Annotated in this window: 10 protein-coding genes and 1 riboswitch; of the genes, 5 read left to right on the top strand and 5 right to left on the bottom strand. The window is 54.7% G+C overall.

Annotated elements, in window-relative coordinates; genetic code table 11:
- Positions 1 to 581: 581 nt before the first annotated feature.
- The 4 genes from B7364_RS06790 to B7364_RS06775 form a co-directional block, all read right to left on the bottom strand.
- A complete protein-coding gene (locus B7364_RS06790; protein ID WP_085339265.1) occupies positions 582 to 1,355 on the bottom strand; it encodes an ABC transporter ATP-binding protein in 774 nt (257 codons plus the stop codon).
- Positions 1,352 to 2,359: a FecCD family ABC transporter permease gene (locus tag B7364_RS06785; RefSeq protein ID WP_085339263.1), complete on the bottom strand. Its 1,008-nt coding sequence runs from the start codon at positions 2,357 to 2,359 to the stop codon at positions 1,352 to 1,354. Before B7364_RS06785 ends, B7364_RS06790 begins: the two co-directional genes overlap by 4 nt.
- Positions 2,356 to 3,162, bottom strand: a complete 807-nt coding sequence (locus B7364_RS06780; protein ID WP_106407579.1) for an ABC transporter substrate-binding protein — start codon at positions 3,160 to 3,162, stop codon at positions 2,356 to 2,358. Before B7364_RS06780 ends, B7364_RS06785 begins: the two co-directional genes overlap by 4 nt.
- A gap of 64 nt (positions 3,163 to 3,226) precedes the next feature.
- On the bottom strand, positions 3,227 to 5,194 hold the full coding sequence (locus B7364_RS06775) for a TonB-dependent receptor plug domain-containing protein (protein ID WP_085339259.1): 1,968 nt from the start codon (positions 5,192 to 5,194) through the stop codon (positions 3,227 to 3,229).
- Positions 5,195 to 5,328: 134 nt separating this feature from the next.
- A riboswitch (cobalamin riboswitch) is annotated at positions 5,329 to 5,550 on the bottom strand.
- Positions 5,551 to 5,849: 299 nt separating this feature from the next.
- On the opposite strand from B7364_RS06775, the gene B7364_RS06770 reads away from it, so the two are divergent.
- From B7364_RS06770 to B7364_RS06750, 5 genes are all read left to right on the top strand, one after another.
- On the top strand, positions 5,850 to 7,055 hold the full coding sequence (locus B7364_RS06770; RefSeq protein WP_085339258.1) for a tyrosine-type recombinase/integrase: 1,206 nt from the start codon (positions 5,850 to 5,852) through the stop codon (positions 7,053 to 7,055).
- An 801-nt stretch (positions 7,056 to 7,856) separates the two neighbouring features.
- A complete protein-coding gene (locus B7364_RS06765) occupies positions 7,857 to 8,417 on the top strand; it encodes a hypothetical protein (protein ID WP_085339257.1) in 561 nt (186 codons plus the stop codon).
- 181 nt (positions 8,418 to 8,598) lie between these two features.
- Positions 8,599 to 11,478: an SNF2-related protein gene (locus B7364_RS06760; RefSeq protein ID WP_085339255.1), complete on the top strand. Its 2,880-nt coding sequence runs from the start codon at positions 8,599 to 8,601 to the stop codon at positions 11,476 to 11,478.
- A 51-nt stretch (positions 11,479 to 11,529) separates the two neighbouring features.
- A complete protein-coding gene (locus B7364_RS06755; RefSeq protein ID WP_085339253.1) occupies positions 11,530 to 14,643 on the top strand; it encodes a site-specific DNA-methyltransferase in 3,114 nt (1,037 codons plus the stop codon).
- Positions 14,643 to 17,975 (top strand): DEAD/DEAH box helicase family protein, encoded by a 3,333-nt coding sequence (locus tag B7364_RS06750; protein ID WP_085339252.1) that lies wholly within the window; start codon positions 14,643 to 14,645, stop codon positions 17,973 to 17,975. Before B7364_RS06755 ends, B7364_RS06750 begins: the two co-directional genes overlap by 1 nt.
- Here the strand turns inward: B7364_RS06750 and B7364_RS06745 are convergent.
- Positions 17,969 to 18,418, bottom strand: a complete 450-nt coding sequence (locus B7364_RS06745; RefSeq protein WP_085339250.1) for a helix-turn-helix transcriptional regulator — start codon at positions 18,416 to 18,418, stop codon at positions 17,969 to 17,971. The two genes, B7364_RS06750 and B7364_RS06745, sit on opposite strands and share 7 nt — an antisense overlap.
- Between the last annotated feature and the right edge of the window lie 4 nt (positions 18,419 to 18,422).

The raw sequence follows: 18,422 nt of genomic DNA, 5'->3' as shown, positions 1-18,422 counted from the left end.
GGGAATCCTTTCGATTCACAAAACTCGGGAAACGCTCTAAAGCGTGCGAACAGGCCGCGACGCCAGCGTCGAAAAATATGCCATCATGCCCCCCCACCAATGAGGTCATTTGTTTTCTGGAATACACACACTGGAAATACGCGCTCGAAGCAGAGTGCCAAAACAAGGCTCTCGCGGAGAATCGAGCCGCTTAAGCTTTTATTAACTTACAGGTAACCGGCTGGCAATCGCAAAAATATGGTAAACTTGAAATTAATACAGTTAATTTTACCACCTTGATTTGGTTACTAAAGGTATGAAATTTCCCTTATTTGGAAAAAACAGCCATTCTATTACAATTGGGCTACAAGGGCCTGCCGTCCGCATGAGCATGTAATACTGTCATATATCAATAGATTTACTTTAAACACCAAATCAAATGCGCAAGATAGTGTCGTAAAACTGGCGGAGACGATAAAATAGGGCAGACAACGTGTCAATTATATTTGACGTCTAATTTGTCGCCAAAAATCAGACATCTGGTCTTGGATCGCAAAACTATCCACAGATTAAGGCGGAGATTACTTGGGCTCATACGCGCGCTATGGTTCCGAAGAGGCGATACGGCCTGAAATCGTTAAATGCCCCGCGTTCCACGTAGCGCTTACCCCATAAACATCGGCCAAAGTCTGCGATGTTAGGGCTTGAACTGGAGGCGCTTGCACGACAAGTTTGCCCTGGTTCAGCAAAATAATCTCGTCACAAAAACGGGCAGCCAGCGCCAAATCATGGAGCACGACCAGCACTGCGTGCCCAGACCGGGCCTGCGCCTGCAGGGTCGCCAAAACATCAAAACTATGCCCCGGGTCGAGGGCGGCAGTAGGCTCGTCGGCAATCAGGGCCGGCGCATGACTGGCCAACGCACGGGCCAAATGTACACGCGCGAGCTCCCCACCCGATAGGCTGGTGACGGCGCGGTCTTCAAAGCCTAAAAGCGAACAACGCTCCAGAGCCTTTTCAACGGCAGCGGCATCGGTTGGTGCAAGGCGGCCCATGGGTCCACCATAAGCATAGCGTCCCAAGGCGACGGCCTCACGCACGGCAATCGGCCATGCCAATTTGCGGGCTTGGGGGAGATAGGAGACACGCAAGGCCCGCTGCTTGGCGCTTAGGCTGTCAGCAGCCTGGCCATCTAACTGGGCAGAACCTGAACTTAGTGGTTGCAGGCCGAGTAAGGCGCGCACGGCGGTGGTCTTGCCCGCACCATTCGGCCCCAAGAGGCCGACCAGCTTGCCCTTTAGCACTTCGAACGAAACGGCCTGGAGGAGGTGCGCGCCTTCTAAGGTGACCGTCGCGTATTGCAGCTTCAAACTCATTGGTCGGCCTCCAACGCGCGGCGCCGGACCGCAATCCAGATGAAGATGGGCGCGCCGATCAGGGCGGCGACGACGCCGAGCTTGAGTTCTTGGCTTGTCGGGGCAAGCCTTGCGATCAGGTCTGCAAGGACAAGGACAAGGCCGCCAAGCAGCGCCGCTGGTAACAGGGTGCGCGTCGGATCATGGCCGACAAATGGGCGCACGACATGTGGCGCAATGATGCCGACAAAGCCGACTGCGCCTGCGACCGATACGGCCGCTCCCGTCAAAAGCCCGGCCCCCAGCACCACCCAAAGCCGCGAGCGGCCGACATCCAAGCCAATGGCGCTGGCTGCCTCTTCGCCCAAAGTCAAAGCCTGCAGGCCAGGGGCAGCGACACCCAGAGCAAAGGTACCGACAAGCAGGAATGGGGCTGCGAGGAGGAGGTCCTCCATCGACCGATTGGCGACAGAGCCCATCATCCAATTCATCATGTCAGACAAAGTGAATGGGTTTGGGGCCAGATTGAGCAGCAGCGACATGAATCCCCCAGCAAGGCTGGAAATACCCACCCCCACCAGCACCAGCGTTACCACCGATTGAACCCGTGGTGCGAGCAGGGCGACAAGCCCTGTGGCCAGCAACGCACCGAAAATGGAGGCCAAAGGTAGCATCCAGGGCGAAAGCTGTACAAAGCCCCAATAGATTGTGATGGTGGCAAAAAGGCTCGACATGGCCGAAACACCCAGCACGCCAGGTTCTGCCAACGGATTACGTAACAGGCCTTGCAGGGCTGCCCCACTGCCAGCCAAGGCCATACCCACCAAAAAGGCTGCAAAGGCGCGGGGCAAGCGAATCTCCCAGATGATCAGCTCGGCTTGCGTGTCCCCTACCCCCACCAAGGCCGCCAGTAATCGGCCCAAAGGCAAAGATGTTGCGCCAATCAGGCTTGAGGCGATCAGAGCAAGACCGCTTAAGGCCACAAGGAGGAGGGTCAGGGCCGTGGCGTGGCTTTGTACCTTCATGGCCGCACCTCTCCCGACAGCGGCCCTGTCTGAGTCTGGCTACGGCGCCCTGTGGCGGCCATCGCCTCCATCGCGTCTACCATAAACCACCCGCTACAGGCTGTGGCCCCACCATCAAGGCGGGCAACCGGCAAATCCGCCAGCATCGTTCGCACCAAGGGATGGCGTGCTTGGCTCCAATAATCTTGGTGTGGGCTTTGGGCTGTGAAAAAAGCGGTAACCAGCATAGCGGGCCGCTCTGTTACCAGCCGCTCCAGCGGTAGTGGGTTCCAGCCCTTTTGCGTCTGAAAATTGACAAGGCCGGCTTGCCCCATCATGCGATCCACCAAAGATCCGGGGCCTGTGGTCACGCCGCCTGGCGTGACATAAAGGGCTGAAACCTGCGCCGCGGGCTTTAAGTTTGCCAGCCTGCGATCAAACTCAGCGACAACCGCTTCCCCGCGTGCCGGCTGCCCCAAGGCGGCAGCCGCTTCACGCACATTATTGCGGACAGCAGCAAAATTCTCCCCCCAGCCAATTTGATGCACCTTAATGCCAGCGCGCTCCAGAAATGGCCCCATTTGCGGCCCTCCCCCATAGGAACGGATGACCACATCGGGCTTTAGGGCGAGGATAGCTTCCGCATCAGGGCGAACTTGTCGCAAGCCCTTGGCTTCACGCCGCATGAAGGAAAAATCGCGCGTGGCATCGGGTGAGACGGCAAGAATATCGGCCCGATCCGCCAGTTTGACCACAAACTGATCGGCACAAAAATCCAGCGAGACGACCCGCAATGACGCTTTGCCGCCAGTTTGGGCAGCCAAAGCACTGGGTGGCTGCGGCGAGGAACACCCCGCCGCACCCCCTATAAGAAGTAAAAGAGCCAGCCTAGAAGCTCGCACGTAAGCCTACCAATGTTTGCCGCCGTGGTGAGCCATAGCCAGTCACCGTTTCATAAACCTCATCGCCCGCATTTTCGACGCGCGCAAAGACGGTCCAGTGGCTATTGATTTTTTGGCTCGCGCGCAGGGTCACCAGATCATAGCCCTTGATCACCACACTATTGCCCGCATTGTTGAAGCTGTCTCCGACGCGGGAATAGGTAGCGGAGACATCCAGACCAAAACTGAAAACATAGCCGATTGTGGCAAAGCCGGTTTCCTTTGCGCGGCGGGGTAGAAGGCGATTGAAATTGGTTGTTCCCCGCACCTTATTGCGCGCGTCCAACGTCGCAAAGCCCGCCGAAAGGCTCAGATGCTTGGTCGGTTTTGCCTCTAGGGTAAACTCAGTGCCTTCGGCCTTGGTGCGGGCGATATTGTCATAGGTCCCGCTTGGCCGACCAACGCAGATGGCCGCCGCATTGCCAAAGCAAGAGACAAAGTCGATCTGGTTGATGGTGTCGCGCTCGAAATACGTGAGCGACCCGATCAGGCGACGCGAAAACCACGCTTGCTCGAGCCCAATTTCGGCTGAACTGGCTTCTTCGGGTTGCAGCTTGGCATTGCCAAAGTTGGAAAAGAGTTGAAACGGCGTCGGTGACTTAAAACCATCCGCAAGGGCTGCCCGCACAATTGTATTGCCCTCATTGAACGACGCCGCGACCGTGGCCCGCGTGTTCAAAGCCTCGCCAAAACTGTCATGATCGGTCCAACGCACGCCCACCGTTGCCGTGAGCCACGCAGTGGGAGAGGCTTGCCCCTGCAAATAGAGCGCGCTCAACTCACTCTTGGCTCTAAGAGGGGTGGGATTAGGGGTAGTCACAGATGGGCTTGCCGTGCGCAGCTGCGATTGCTCAAACTCGCCCCCTCCCAGGAGTTGAAACTGGGGCGTGACATCCAGACTGGTTTGGAATTCCGCCCGTCGATTGGTGCCCGTGCCGACAAAGGTGTTTTGAACCGCCAAAGTGGGGTTTAGATTGGTGCGGTCGGTTTGTGTTTCGCTGAAACCCAAGCGCGTGCGTGACCGCCCATCCAAGAAGGTTAGATTAGCACCCGTATAGACGATCAATTCCTCGGTCTTGGACCGCTCGAGGGTATCGGACAAGACAAAGCTTGGCGCGGGGAAACCATCAATGCCAACATCGCTATCCGACCAAAAAACGCGCGCTTCCAAGCTCAGCTGATCAGTCATCGCATAATCAAGTCGGCTCTGAAGGAGCGTGTTTTTATAGCCGTCGCGTTCTTTACCGGCTGCAGCAGAACTGATGCCATCAGTCTCAAATTGCCCCGCAGCCAGCACATAGGAGAGGCCCCCCACTTGCCCACGGACAGATCCCCGGGCGCGTCGCGTGTTCAAATCGCCACCTTCTAAGGTGACGCTGGCGGCAAACGGCACATCTCCCGCGCGGGTGATGATCTGCACCACACCGCCCATGGCTTGGCTGCCATACAGGGTTGATTGCGGCCCCCGCAATACTTCAATCCGCTCTAGATTGCCGACCAACAGATTGGCGAAATTGAACCCGCCGCCCGGGCCAGACGGGTCATTCAGCTTCACCCCGTCAATCAACAGCACGGTCTGGTCGCTTTCAGCACCCCGAATGCGCACCGTCGTCAGACTGCCAACCCCGCCCGTCCGGCTAAAGGCAACGCCGGGCACGTCGCGCAACAGATCAATCACCGGAATAGATTGGGCACGGGCAATGGCGGGCGCATCGATAACGGTGACAGAAGACCCCACACGCGATGCCCGGGTTGGGGCGCGGGTAGCGGTGACAATGATGGTCTCAGCTTGGTCCTTCGCCGATATGCCGGCGGCGCTTTGTGCCGCTGCAGATGTCACCGAGACGAAGGGCGAAAGTGCCACACTGACGGGCACGATTAGGGCTTTTGCCAACAGGCAAAGTTTGCGTTTCATCGATTTTCGTTGGCCGCTGATGCACGGCCAATCCTCCTGGCATGCAAGAGTGGCGGGTGCGCACCATGCGCCCCACGTCCTGCAGTCGTTGCATCGGAGGTAAACTCCGGCCTTCCCGCTGACCCTGGCAGGACGGACGAACGACGGCGATGGCAGGTCTCCCGACTTACGGGTCATGGCTTTGTTTCGGCCTTCCCGAACCCAATGGGGCCCAGTGGCACATCTTGGCTTTGGCCAAGAGAAACGCGGCTATCCGCTTACGGTCGCAGGCACGGCTGCTGATTTGAAGGCTAACCCCCGCACAGCATTCCCTTTTCACCCCAGTTTCCTGAGGCACCATCTACCTGAAAGGTATCAGCACGCGCTGGCTTTGCCAAGCGCTACTTACCCCAACAGGAAGAAAAAAATCGGCGTGACTTTGCAGCGTGAGACGCAATGAACTGGCGGAGACGGAGTCGGCCAAAAGTGTCCGCCCAATCGTTTCAAAGAGAGTAGATTTGTTCCTAAAATTATGATATAATTCAGTTTATTGGATACACCCTGTTTCGAAGCGTTTCGAATTGTTTCGTTCTAGGGCCTCCATTTCGTGGGTATTTCGTGGGTACGAAATCGTGAGTATTACTTGGGTAAAGCCTCATAAGTTGGATGAATAGCCATGCCACATGTGCGCAACAAACTAACAGCTTTGGCCGTGAAGTCGATCAACTCAGTAGGCAAGCACGCCGATGGCAATGGCCTATTCCTTCAAGTCACTGCCAATCCCAAAACTCGTGAACTCCGCAAATCTTGGCTGGTTCGATTTACCCCCTTGAATGGCAAGGTGCGCGAAACCGGAGTTGGCAGCGTTGATCTGGTCACGCTGGCGCAAGCACGCGAGAAGACATTGGAAATCCGAAAGAACGCCAAGTCCGGTGCTGATGTGGTCGTCGCTAAAGCTGAAGTTCGCCAAGAGGCCGTGCGGCAACGAGCGGCGAGCATGACGTTCGCTCAATGCGCTGAAGCCTATATCAAAGCACATGAAAGTAGTTGGAAAAACGATAAGCACAAGACGCAATGGACGAACACCATCAAGATGTATGCCAACCCAGTTCTCGGTAAGGTCGCCGTGCAGGACATTAACGTTAGCATGATCATGAAGGTGCTTGATCCGATTTGGCAAACCAAGACCGAAACCGCCAGCCGCCTTCGCGGACGACTTGAGAACATCCTAGATTGGGCAAGGGTGCGGGAATATCGCACCGGCGAGAATCCGGCCCGATGGCGCGGGCATTTGGAGAAGGCGCTCCCTGCCCGAAACAAAGCCAAGACGGTAAAGCATTACGCCGCATTGCCTATCGACGAGTATCCGGCCTTCATGTCGAAGCTGCGGGAGCAAACCGGTGTAGGTCCCCTCGCCTTTCAATTTGCTATTCTTACAGCCGCTCGCACCAGTGAGGCCATTGCCGCACGCTGGGATGAGATCGACTTCAACGACAAGTCCTGGACAGTTCCAGCCGAACGGATGAAAGCGGGCCGCGTCCACCGGGTACCACTTTCGACCGCGGCTATGGCAGTCTTGAAAGCAGTGCGCGGCCTTGATCCTGTCTATGTCTTCCCGGGCCTCAAATGTGGCAAGCCCATATCCAATATGGCTTTCCTTATGACCTTACGCCGCATGAAGCGTGACGACCTGACCGCCCACGGTTTCAGGTCCACATTCCGCGATTGGGCGGCTGAGCGAACTGACTTCCAGAATGAAGTCGCAGAGGCGGCTTTGGCCCACGTGATCTCAAATCAGGCAGAGGCAGCCTATCGAAGGGGCGACTTATTTGAAAAGCGGCGGGCTTTGATGGAGGCTTGGGCGGTGTTTGGGATGTCATAGGCCAAACCTAGTGAACCAAAGCAGCTATCGAAAGGAAGTGACTTCTCTAATTCCCACAATTAAGGTTAGCCACTTTGTTGCGCTCTCGGGTTTGCTTTGATCCTGAGTTGTGGAACTACCGACCAACAATCGGTGCTTGAGGCAAATACCGTTAAATGGTCACAGATTACCCTGCAAAATACGATGCCTACGATTTAACCCGCCTGGCAGCCTAGGTCGCTTGTTATTGATTTCGATTGGCCAATCGTAACAAAATGTGCTGGTCTTATGCTTTCAAGTAGGCGATCCAGTGGGCTCAATATGTTGCGCAATTATGACTTGTCCGGGTTAGGTGACGCAGACCGCCGGCATTTCGAATACGGTCAAAGATGCTCTGATGATTTTTTGAGCGAAATTAGTTCCTGCCTTGCTGGCTACTGGCAAAAAGATACTCGGCGGCCGAGGGAAGTTGCGGCGAGGCTTAACAGACTGAACATTAAAACAGCTTGCGGCGGTCAATGGACAATACACTTGGCGACAGAGTTGCTATCGCTTCTTCGCACTGGCCACGTTTCCCGATCTCAGCCGATCAAAGCAAGCGCACAATCAACTGTGGTTGAAACAATGCCTAGACCATCGACTGGGAGGTTGCGGCCCGATAAACGAGAGCGGGCTCGGGTTGCTGCTGCTGAAGCGCAAAAGACGCTTGGAAAGTGCACGGATACACCTGTCATAGATAGCCCACCAAAGCGAGTTCGAGTCCGCAAGCGGGTTCCCAAACCAAAACTCGACTTAGATAGAATTTTGGAAAGGCTACCAAAGTTGGATGCAGAACAGTTGCAGCGACAATGGCTGAATTGTCATGATCAATTGCTGCGCAAGGCAGGCTTACCCCGGCCTTCCGACGTCCGCGCAATTTTGGCCGGGATCCACGCAGAGTGGGAAAGACGACGAATTATTGCGAGCCATCTGGCTGCAGATGAATGGCCAACAACCGACATAACCCAAAGTCAGAAGGCTCTTTCAAAGCCCGATTGGCTTGAACATGGAATGCTCTCGTTTATGGGTTATCATGTGGGCAGAACTGCTCCAACTCCGCGACAGCTTCGCTTAATCATTTTGGATTCTATCTTCCTGGAAGAGTTGCCGCCAGTTTTGCCACTAATGGCCATGAAAGAATGGGGGATTCCAAAAGCAAGGGGTCGAATCTTAAAGCTAGCGAATGTGTTGGCGTCGTTGACCAAAAACGCCAAGCGCAATCTCAGTGTCGATTTGAGTGTTTCAATTTCAGACTGGGAGCAAGATCTAGAATATCTAAGGATAAAATTTTGGTTGCCAGTTTTTGCGCATCAACCATTTCCCGAAGAGTGGCCCTCAAATTAGATTTGCGTGGTACAAGAGCCAAAGACCTAACACATGTTGCCTTTCGCTACCCGAGAGTACGCACTTAGTTGAGTTGCTCGTTTCAGCTCGAGAGGCACAAACTTGCTCCGCGACCATTCGTGAGTTAACCGTTTAAGTTGAATTCGACGCAAGTTAGAATGGCTCAGGCGAAACCAGATTCATGATCACCAATTACCACGCAAAATATTTTGCCTACGATCTGACTAGGCGAGCGCCTTCCGGTGCTGCAGAGCAATTGTCCATGGCATTGTTTGACGCCTCGGTAGACTTGAATCCCCACCAGATTGAGGCGGCAATTTTTGCAACCCAGTCACCATTGTCTGAAGGTGTTATACTCGCCGATGAAGTTGGCTTAGGAAAGACCATCGAAGCGGGCATCATCTTGTGCCAGCGCTGGGCCGAGCGGCGAAGGAGACTTTTAATTGTCGCGCCTGCTTCAATCCGCCAGCAATGGGTGACTGAACTTAAAGAGAAATTCAATCTGCCTGCAGCCGTGTTAGACACGAAGAGCTACAAACAAGCCAAGTCACACGGTAACGCCTGGCCATTCGATCAGCCCAGTATCGTTGTCGTATCTTATCAGTTTGCCGCCCGCCTCAAGGAAGAGGTGCGCCAGATTGATTGGGACCTTGTAGTGATCGATGAAGCCCACAAGCTGCGTAACGCTTACCGCCCCAGCAACAAGACAGGCCAGTCCCTTCGCTGGGCGCTTGAGGGCCGACGCAAAGTATTGCTCACCGCTACACCATTGCAGAACAGCCTGATGGAGCTTTATGGCCTGTCGAGCTTCATTGATCCTGACATGTTCGGCGATCCCAACGCATTTCGCTCACGCTTCATGTCGGGCGGCGGCAATTTGGATGAGCTGCGTCTGCGGCTGGCGGACTTTTGCAAGCGGACCCTGCGGCGACAGGTTCTTGAGTATGTGCGCTATACCGCACGGCGTGCAATCACCCAGCCATTCAAGCCAACCGATGCGGAAGAAGCGCTTTACCGTGACATGTCGGCCTTCCTGCAATCGGAAGCAGGCTATGCGATCCCGCAGCGACAGCGCCATTTGACAACCCTGATCATGCGTAAGCTATTGGCATCATCATCTTATGCCATCGCGGGCACGATGGATGTCCTGGCCAACAGGTTGACCCAAATCCGCAACGGTACGCCCACCAATGAAGATTGGCTGGAGGACCTGCTGGAGGACGAAGAACTCGATACTGAATTGCTTGATGAGCTGGAGGCGGCTGGCGAGGATGAAGATACTGCACCCGAAGGAGTCGAACCAGTTCGGTCTGGTCTTCTGCGCACTGAAATGGAAACTGTTGCCCGGCTCAGCGAATTGGCGCGTGGCATCGAAACAGACAGCAAGTCCCACGCACTCCTTAAGGGCCTCTCCATCGGCTTTGAAAACCAGGCCCAGATGGGTGCAGAGCCAAAGGCGCTGATCTTCACTGAGAGCAAGCGGACGCAGGATTATCTGCGTCGTTTCTTAGAAGCCAATGGCTATGCAGGCCAGATCGTTTGCTTCAGCGGCACCAATAATGGACCCGAAGCAAAAGCCATCCATGAAAAATGGCTGAAGGCCAATGCAGGCGAAGACAAGGTGACAGGGTCACGCGTGCTGGACATGCGGACCGCATTGATCGACGCCTTCCGCAACGACGCCAAGATCATGATCGCCACAGAAGCGGCGGCAGAAGGCGTGAACCTGCAATTCTGTTCCATGGTGATCAATTATGACCTGCCATGGAACCCTCAGCGGATTGAGCAACGCATTGGCCGCTGCCACCGCTATGGACAGAAGCACGATGTGATCGTCATCAATTTCCTGAACGAGACCAATGCAGCAGACATTCGCGTACACGAGCTGCTGCGCGACAAGCTCAACTTGTTCAGCGGCATGTTCGGTGCGTCTGACGAAGTGCTGGGCACTTTGGAATCTGGGGTAGATTTCGAAAAGCGCGTCAACGCCATCTATCAGGAGTGCCGCACGCCAGAGGAGATCACTGCCGCGTTCGATGCCCTTCAAAAGGAGTTGGAAGATAGCATCGCCGCTCGCATGGACGACACCCGCCGCGCCCTTCTGGAACACTTTGATGAAGATGTTCATGCCCGCCTGAAAATCCGGCTGGAAGATACGCGCGCCCAGCTGGACCGTGTGGGCCAGCGGTTTTGGGATGTGACAACCAATATCCTGTCCGGTCGCGCCCAGTTTGAGCCCAAGCATGCCGCCTTCAATCTGCTGGAAGCGCCACAGCCCGATATCGATACAGGCCGGTATCATCTGGTGTCGCGCCAGACACCAGAGCCTGTCACGACCACCTTGCACGGCCATCTTTACCGGCTGTCCCACCCCTTAGGCGAGTGGGTGCTGAATGAGGCCAAAAGCCTGCCGACACCGATGGCCCAGCTTAATTTTGAGGTGGCTGCTCACAAAACGCGCAATGCAACTCTTGAGGGCTTGGCAGGACGGCACGGCTGGCTTCAATTAGACTTGCTAACTGTCCAGTCATTCGAAAGTGAGGAGTATTTGGTGTTTTCCGGTGTCGATGATCAAGGAAAATCCTTGGATCAGGAAACCTGTGAGCGCCTATTCCAAGCTGGTGCAACCCTAGAAGTCGTATCGTCTCCACCTGCTGATGCCAGCGAGCGGATTGACGCCGGCGCTAAACGGGCGATCAAATCTGCATTTGCACGAGCGATTGAAGCCAATAACGCCCATTTTACGATCGCGCGTGAAAAGCTCGAACGCTGGGCGGACGATATGGTTGCTGTTGCTGAGCGGCAGTTGAAGGACACAAAGGAGCAGATAAAGGCCGCTCGTAGGCTGGCGCGTACAGCAGCCACTCTGGAAGAAGAGCACGCTATCCAATTGAAACTGCAGGAATTGGAACGTAAACAGCGAAAGCAACGCCAAGAGATTTTTTCTAAAGAAGATGAAATTGCGGAACGCCGTGACCTACTGATTGCGGGCTTGCAAAAGAAGTTGCAACAAGGCCAATCAACGCAGACCCTTTTCAGGGTCGCGTGGCGTGTGAGTTAGTATCTCCACATCTCCCACATGCAGCTCGGAAACGTTTGAGGACTACAGAGAATGAGCAATTTTGAAGCCCTTGTCAGCAAACTCCGTGAGATTTTCCAGATTGACCGTGCTGACCTTGATTTTGGGGTCTATCGGATCCTGAACGCGCGTGCGGCTGAGATCGACACTTATCTGACCAAGCGCTTGAAAGAGCGTGTTGTGGAGGCGCTGAACAAAGGCACCGCGCAAGGCAATGAGGGCGTAAATTCAGCACTGCAAGCAGCCATCAAGGCCGCCGGTGATGCAGGCTTCAATCCTGATGACAGCCCAAAGGTCAAAGAGCTGCGCGCCCAGCTGGCGGGGGCCAGCGCGGGTGCTGCCGAACATGAGGCGCAGGTGTTCAGCCATTTGCTGACCTTCTTCTCGCGCTACTACGACAAAGGCGATTTCATTTCCCAGCGCCGCTATAAAGGCGAGACCTATGCCATCCCCTATGCGGGTGAGGAGGTGATGCTGCATTGGGCAAATCGGGACCAGTATTACACCAAAAGTGGGGAGGCGTTTTCAAACTACAGCTTCAAACTAGACGATGGCCGGACGGTGCATTTCCGACTGGTTGCCGCTGACACTGCCAAGGACAACCGCAAGGACAACGACAAGGCGCGGATGTTCAAATTGGCTGAGACACGCACAGTTTCCCGCACTGATGAGGATGGTGAGACCATTGAGGAGACCATCCTTCCTGTCGCCGAGGAAAATGGCGATTTGGTGATCCGGTTTGATTATGTGGTCGTGCCAGCCAAAACCAAGCAGGATGTGCTGGTGAGTGAGGCCGTCACCGAAGTGCTTGGTGATGAAGCCGTGCAAGCCCGCTGGCTGGACTTGAAAGCCCGGATGCCGACCGACAAGAACCCCACCCGCACCTTGCTGGAAAAGCATCTGGCAACCTACACCCAGAAGAACAGCGCGGATTATTTCATCCACAAGGATTTGGGCACATTCCTAAGGCGCGAACTGGATTTTTACATCAAGAATGAGGTGATGAACCTTGATGATATCCAAGATGTCACAGCGTTTGCCGCAATCGAAAAAAATCTGGTGATGATCCAGACCTTGCGCGCCATTGCGCAGGATCTGATCACTTTTCTGGCCAGCATCGAGGATTTTCTGAAGAAGCTGTGGCTGAAAAAGAAGTTTGTGGTGTCATCGCACTGGTGCGTGACCTTGGACCGCGTGCCAGAGGCGCTTTATCCCGCCATCGCCGCCAATCCGGCCCAATGGGCCGCCTGGCATGATCTTGGTCTACGCGATAGCGCCAAGCCAGGTAGTGCAGAGGACTTGAAAGCCGGTCGCTTCATGATGGTAGACACCAGCCTATTTGACGACACGTTCCGTGCGGACTTGTTAAAGAGCATCGACAATCTGGATGCCCAGATGGACGGGCTTCTGGTGCATGGCGATAATTTTCAGGCGCTGATGTTATTGGAGGAAAGGTATCGGGATACTGTAGATTGCATTTATATCGATCCTCCTTATAATACTTCAGCGTCTTCCATCGACTACAAAAACGGCTATAAATCATCTAGTTGGGTGTCACTATTAGATTCTAGACTTCGGGTCGGGAAGTCGATGTTGAAAGACAACGGCGTTCTTCTAGCCGCTATAGACGACGCCCAATTCCGAGAGTTGAGTTTCCTTGCAGAGGAAGTCTTCGAGAAATTATTAGGCACGTTTGCGGTGCGTTCAAACCCCTCAGGACGACCAACAAAGACTGGTTACTCAGTATCTCACGAATACATGATTGCGGTTGGGCGCTCCGAAAGGTCCTCTATCGGGCGCCTGCCCCCTACAGATGCTCAAAAGGCGCGCTTCAACCAAATGGATGAGCTTGGGCCTTTCGAATGGCGTAACTTGCGAAGAGAGGGCTCTAATTCAGACCGTAAGGATCGTACGAAGCTATACTACCCTATTTATCTGGCCGGAGATAAAATTCGGGTTCCTAAGATGGAGTGGTCTGAAGAAGATAACGCTTGGTCCATTCTCGAGTTGCCAAGCTCAGACGAGTTGGTTGTCTACCCAGATAATGATGAAGGAGATCAGAAGACTTGGCGGTGGGAAGGGGATACGGTTATGACCTCCTTGAAGCAGCTGGCAGTTCGTAAGGATCGTTCAGGAAAAGACTACGTTTATTATCGGCGGCGCCCGAATGAAGATGGTGTCGTTTCCGTATCGACTTGGGCGGATGCCAAGCATTCCTCAACGGAACACGGGTCAAACTTACTGAAACAGTATTTTGAGGGCAAGAGCTTTTCGTACCCTAAATCCATTTTTGCGGTAACTGACGCCGTTTACATTGGTGGCGGCTCCAATCGTTACTCAGTTTCTTTGGATTTTTTCGCCGGTTCCGGAACGACAGGTCACGCTGTCATCAACCTGAATAGGGCTGACAACGGTATGCGTAAGTATGTGTTGGTTGAACAAGGCCCCTACTTCGACACCGTCATTAAACCACGCATGCAGAAGGTAGTTTACTCAGCCGACTGGAAGGCAGGCAAACCCACTGCACCTGCCACCGGCATCAGCCATGCGTTCAAAGTCCTGAAGCTGGAAAGCTATGAGGATACGCTCAACAATCTCAACCTGGCCCGTGCGCCAGCCCAAAACGACCTGTTAAACGCGCTGCCGCCCAAGGAACATGACGCCTATCTGATGGCCTATATGCTGGACGTGGAAAGCCGTGGCTCACTCCTCTCCGTCGAAGACTTCAAAAAGCCCTTTGACTATCGCCTGAAGATCGCGGTGGACAGCGCTGGTGCCTGGGCCGAGCAAAACGTCGATCTGGTCGAGACCTTCAATTATCTGATCGGCCTGACCGTCAAATCCATCGACATGCAATGGAAGCAAGGCTTCGTGACCGTTGAAGGCACCTTGCCCAGCGGTGAGCGCGCTTTGATCCTCTGGCGTGATTGCGACAAGGTGGATTACGAAGGCCTGCAAAAGCTCTGCGACCGCCTCGCCATCAACCCCGGCGACCGCGAATATGACGTGATCTATATCAACGGCGATCACACCCTCCCCAGCGTCCTCGAACGCAACGCGAGCGAAGGCGGCGACAGCCTCACCGTCAAACTCCGCCAGATTGAGCCCGCCTTCTTATCTGCTATGTTCGACGTGGCGGACGTCTGATGGCTGCGGCAAGTAAACCGCCCAATAAGAAGCGCACCTTCCATCAGGAATTGGTGCTAAACCGCTGGATGCTGTCGCTATTCAACGTGACAAGCCTGAGCGCGCTAAAGGACCGATTGGGCGAAGACCGTCACGAAGGCATTGATGAAGACGGGCAGACCCGCTTCTTCCAAGAGATCACCCGTGGCCTGTTCGATCCCAATGTGATTGAGGCCAAGGATCTGCGCCGCTATGACCTCAATATCGTCGAGCACTGGAGCGCAATTACTATGAAGCGCAACGCCAAGGATGGCGCTGTGCTGACCATGAAATACTTCCAATACCTCTCGCTCCTCTTCACCGAAATCTATCTGGACTGGTATTTCAACAAGCAACAGGCTCTGCTGGATGCCTTGAATGCCACCATGGCGCTCTATCGCGCCGAAGATGGTTCTGAACCTTTCCGCGACTATGTTGGCGACGATTTGGGCAAGCTGGCCTTCTGGAACGCGACGGGCAGCGGCAAGACCTTGTTGTTACACGTCAATATCAAGCAATATCTGCACTATTTACAAGCGGGCCACCCTAACCGCTTCCCAGACCGCATCATCCTTCTCACGCCCAACGAAGGTCTCTCACGCCAGCACATCGAGGAGCTCACACTGTCTGGCATGGCCGCACGCGCTTTCGACAAGAACTCGGGAAAGCTGTTCAAAGGCGTGGTCGATGTGATCGAGATCACCAAGCTGGGCGATGAGATGGGCGACAAAACCGTAGCCACTGCCGCCTTTGAAGGCCACAATCTCGTGCTGGTCGATGAAGGGCATCGCGGCGCTGGTACAGCCGGAGGCCAGTGGATGAGCCGCCGCGCCGCGCTAGTTAAAGGTGGCTTCGCTTTTGAATATAGCGCGACATTCTCGCAGTCAGTGGCTAAAGGCGCGACCGTCGAGAAAGCGGAAGCCGAAATTCTCAGCGCCAAGGCCAAGCGCAAGTATCAACGCTCATGGAAGCAATTGACGCAGGACGAACGTAGCACTTTGGCCCTGACCTCACTTGAACGCGACCGCGCCCGAATTGAAGGGATCCGCGAAGCCTATGCCAAAGCCGTTCTAATCGACTATAGCTACAAATATTTTTATGCTGATGGCTATGGCAAGGAAAGCCTGATCCTGAATATGGACAAGGCAGGCTTCGACACCCATGGCGACCTATACTTCACCGCTTGCCTGCTCAGCTTCTACCAGCAACTCTGGCTGTGGGATCGCGGCGGGGACAAGATCGCACCGTTTGGCATTGAAAAGCCACTCTGGGTGTTTGTCGGCAATACCGTGTCTGGGGAAAGCAGTGACGTACTCGAAGTCGTCCGCCGTCTTGCGCTGTTCCTCAACAAGCCCGATCAAGCCATTGCATGGATTGAATCGCTCCAGAAGGATGAAGCCCGTTTGTTGGACGGTAAGGGCCGCGATGTGTTCCAAGGCCGCTTCACACCCTTGATGAATGCGGGATCCGGGGCTGCGATCTATGCTGACATCCTCTCGCGCTTGTTTAACGTGCAAGACCGCGCTCGCCTGAAACTGGTCAATATGCGCGCCAGCAAAGGCGAGTTGGCCTTGCGCGTAGGGTCTGGAGAGGCGTTCGGCCTGATCAATATTGGCGATGATGCAGGCTTCTTCAAAGAAGCCGAAGGTGGCGAAGATTTCGACACTGAAACCGACGAATTTGGCGCTGGCCTGTTTGGCACGATCAACGCCAAAGACAGCAAGCTCAATGTGTTGATCGGCTCGCGCAAATTCACTGAAGGCTGGTCCAGTTGGCGGGTGTCCACCATGGGCTTGCTCAACATGGGCTCAGGGGAAGGCAGTCAGATCATACAGCTCTTTGGTCGCGGCGTGCGCCTGAAGGGACAGGGTATGTCGCTCAAACGCTCCCTCCCAAGGGAACGCCCGGCGGGATGCCATCTGGAACGTCTCGAAACGCTCAATATCTTCGGCGTGAAGGCCGATTATATGGCGACGTTCAGGGAATACCTGATCGAGGAAGGCATCACGCCCAGCGATGAGATCATCGAGCTGGACTTCAAAACGACATCAACCCTACCCAAAAACCTGCGGCTGAAGACCCTCAAACTCAAGGACGGCTACAAGGACAGCCAGAAGGAGGGCTTCAAACGCAAGCGCTCACCTTGGCTGTTTGAAGTGCCAGTTGACGTTGTGGCCAAAATCAAGCCAATCCATGTAACGCTAGATCTCTATCCGAAAATCGAAGCAATCAGCACGACGGGCCGCAGTGGTTCAGTGGAGCCTGATGCACGCAAGACGGCCAAGTTGAAGCCCGCAGCAATGGCCCTGTTCGATTGGGACAGGATTTTTCTGGCTGTTCAGGATCACAAGATCACCAAAAGCCTCAGCAATTTGCGCCTGACGCAAGATCGCTTGATGGCTTTTGCGACCGGATCCCAGGATTGGTACACCCTTTATGCGCCTTCAGATGCAGTCGAAGCGATATCGATTGCTTCAATTCTGGGCCAGCAGGCCACGCTGATCCAGCTTCTCAAAGACTATACCGACCGCTTCTATGCGGCGCTGAAGGCCGCCTATGAAGGGCAATTCTATGATGTCGACTATGTCGGCGACGATCATGGATCGATGCTTCCAGTCTACCAGTTCGAGCTGCCTGCCGACGATGCAGGAAGAGAGTACGAAACACGCCTAAGGACCCTACAGGCACTGATTTCGAAGGGCGCGCTGACTGAAGCCTCTAAAAAGGGGACTGGAAATGGCTTGATTACCGTTTGCCTTGGTGCCCATGTATTTCAGCCTTTGTTCGCGCTGGAAGACGGGAAAGCCAATCTACCCTTCAAATTGCGTCCGCTTGGCTTAGGAGCGGACAGTGAAGTGCAATTCGTCCGCGACCTAGAAGCGTTCACGGCCTCGCCAAACGGCAAGGCTGCTTTGGCAGGCAAGTCCTTATTCCTGTTGCGTAACGCCGACACCAAAGCCAAGGGCCTTGGCTTTGCCACGGCAGGCAATTTTTATCCGGACTTTCTCTTGTGGCTGATTGATGAAGCCTCTGGGCGTCAGTGGCTCTCGCTCGTCGATCCAAAGGGCATCCTCCACATGAACCTGAACGATCCGAAGCTTGGCCTCTACAAGGAGATTAAAGTCATTGAAGAAAAACTGGCCGATCCGCTCCTGACCTTGAATGCTTTCATCGTCTCGCGAACCCCATACAAGAGCCTGCTCAATGTGCCCGATGCAGCCTCCAAGGCCGACCTGGAGGCTCGCAATGTGCTGTTTATGGATGATGGGGCGGAAAGTTATTTGGGGAAACTCGTCAAAGCGGCTGTTCAATGACTATCCGCCCAAGCTTTCACCTCTCCCGCCCGCCAACGGTGGCGTGCGCTCCCAAAGTGTGTGGGTTGGGGGAAGCCAATTGCGGGGTTTCGGGTTCGCTCCCAAATGGCCTTTCGTCCGAGTTTCAAGTAGGCGCAAACCATAGCAGTGGTCCACCATTCGTCGTTTTCCCAACCATTTGAAAGCGTTACAGGAACAATTGTCGGCGCAAGCGACACTGCGGGCTCATTTGTCGATGCTTCGTCTTTCAGCTCGACTTCAGCAATCAAACCGTCGTTGGCAGCCGGTTCGGAGTTAGCAACCTGATCATTCGCCGCTTCAACCGGCTCTGGTTCGGGCGGTGGCAGATCTACCGACAACGTCGGTTCAGTTCTTTCTGTCGTCCAACCGCCAAACATATCCATTTGGGCGGAGTGGGCTGGTTCGGGTTTGCGTTTGGCCATGGAT

This window comes from Aquidulcibacter paucihalophilus, assembly GCF_002105465.1.
GTDB lineage: Bacteria > Pseudomonadota > Alphaproteobacteria > Caulobacterales > Aquidulcibacteraceae > Aquidulcibacter > Aquidulcibacter paucihalophilus.
The sequence above is the reverse complement of the archived record's forward strand: the minus strand, read 5'-3'. Positions and strand labels throughout refer to the sequence as shown.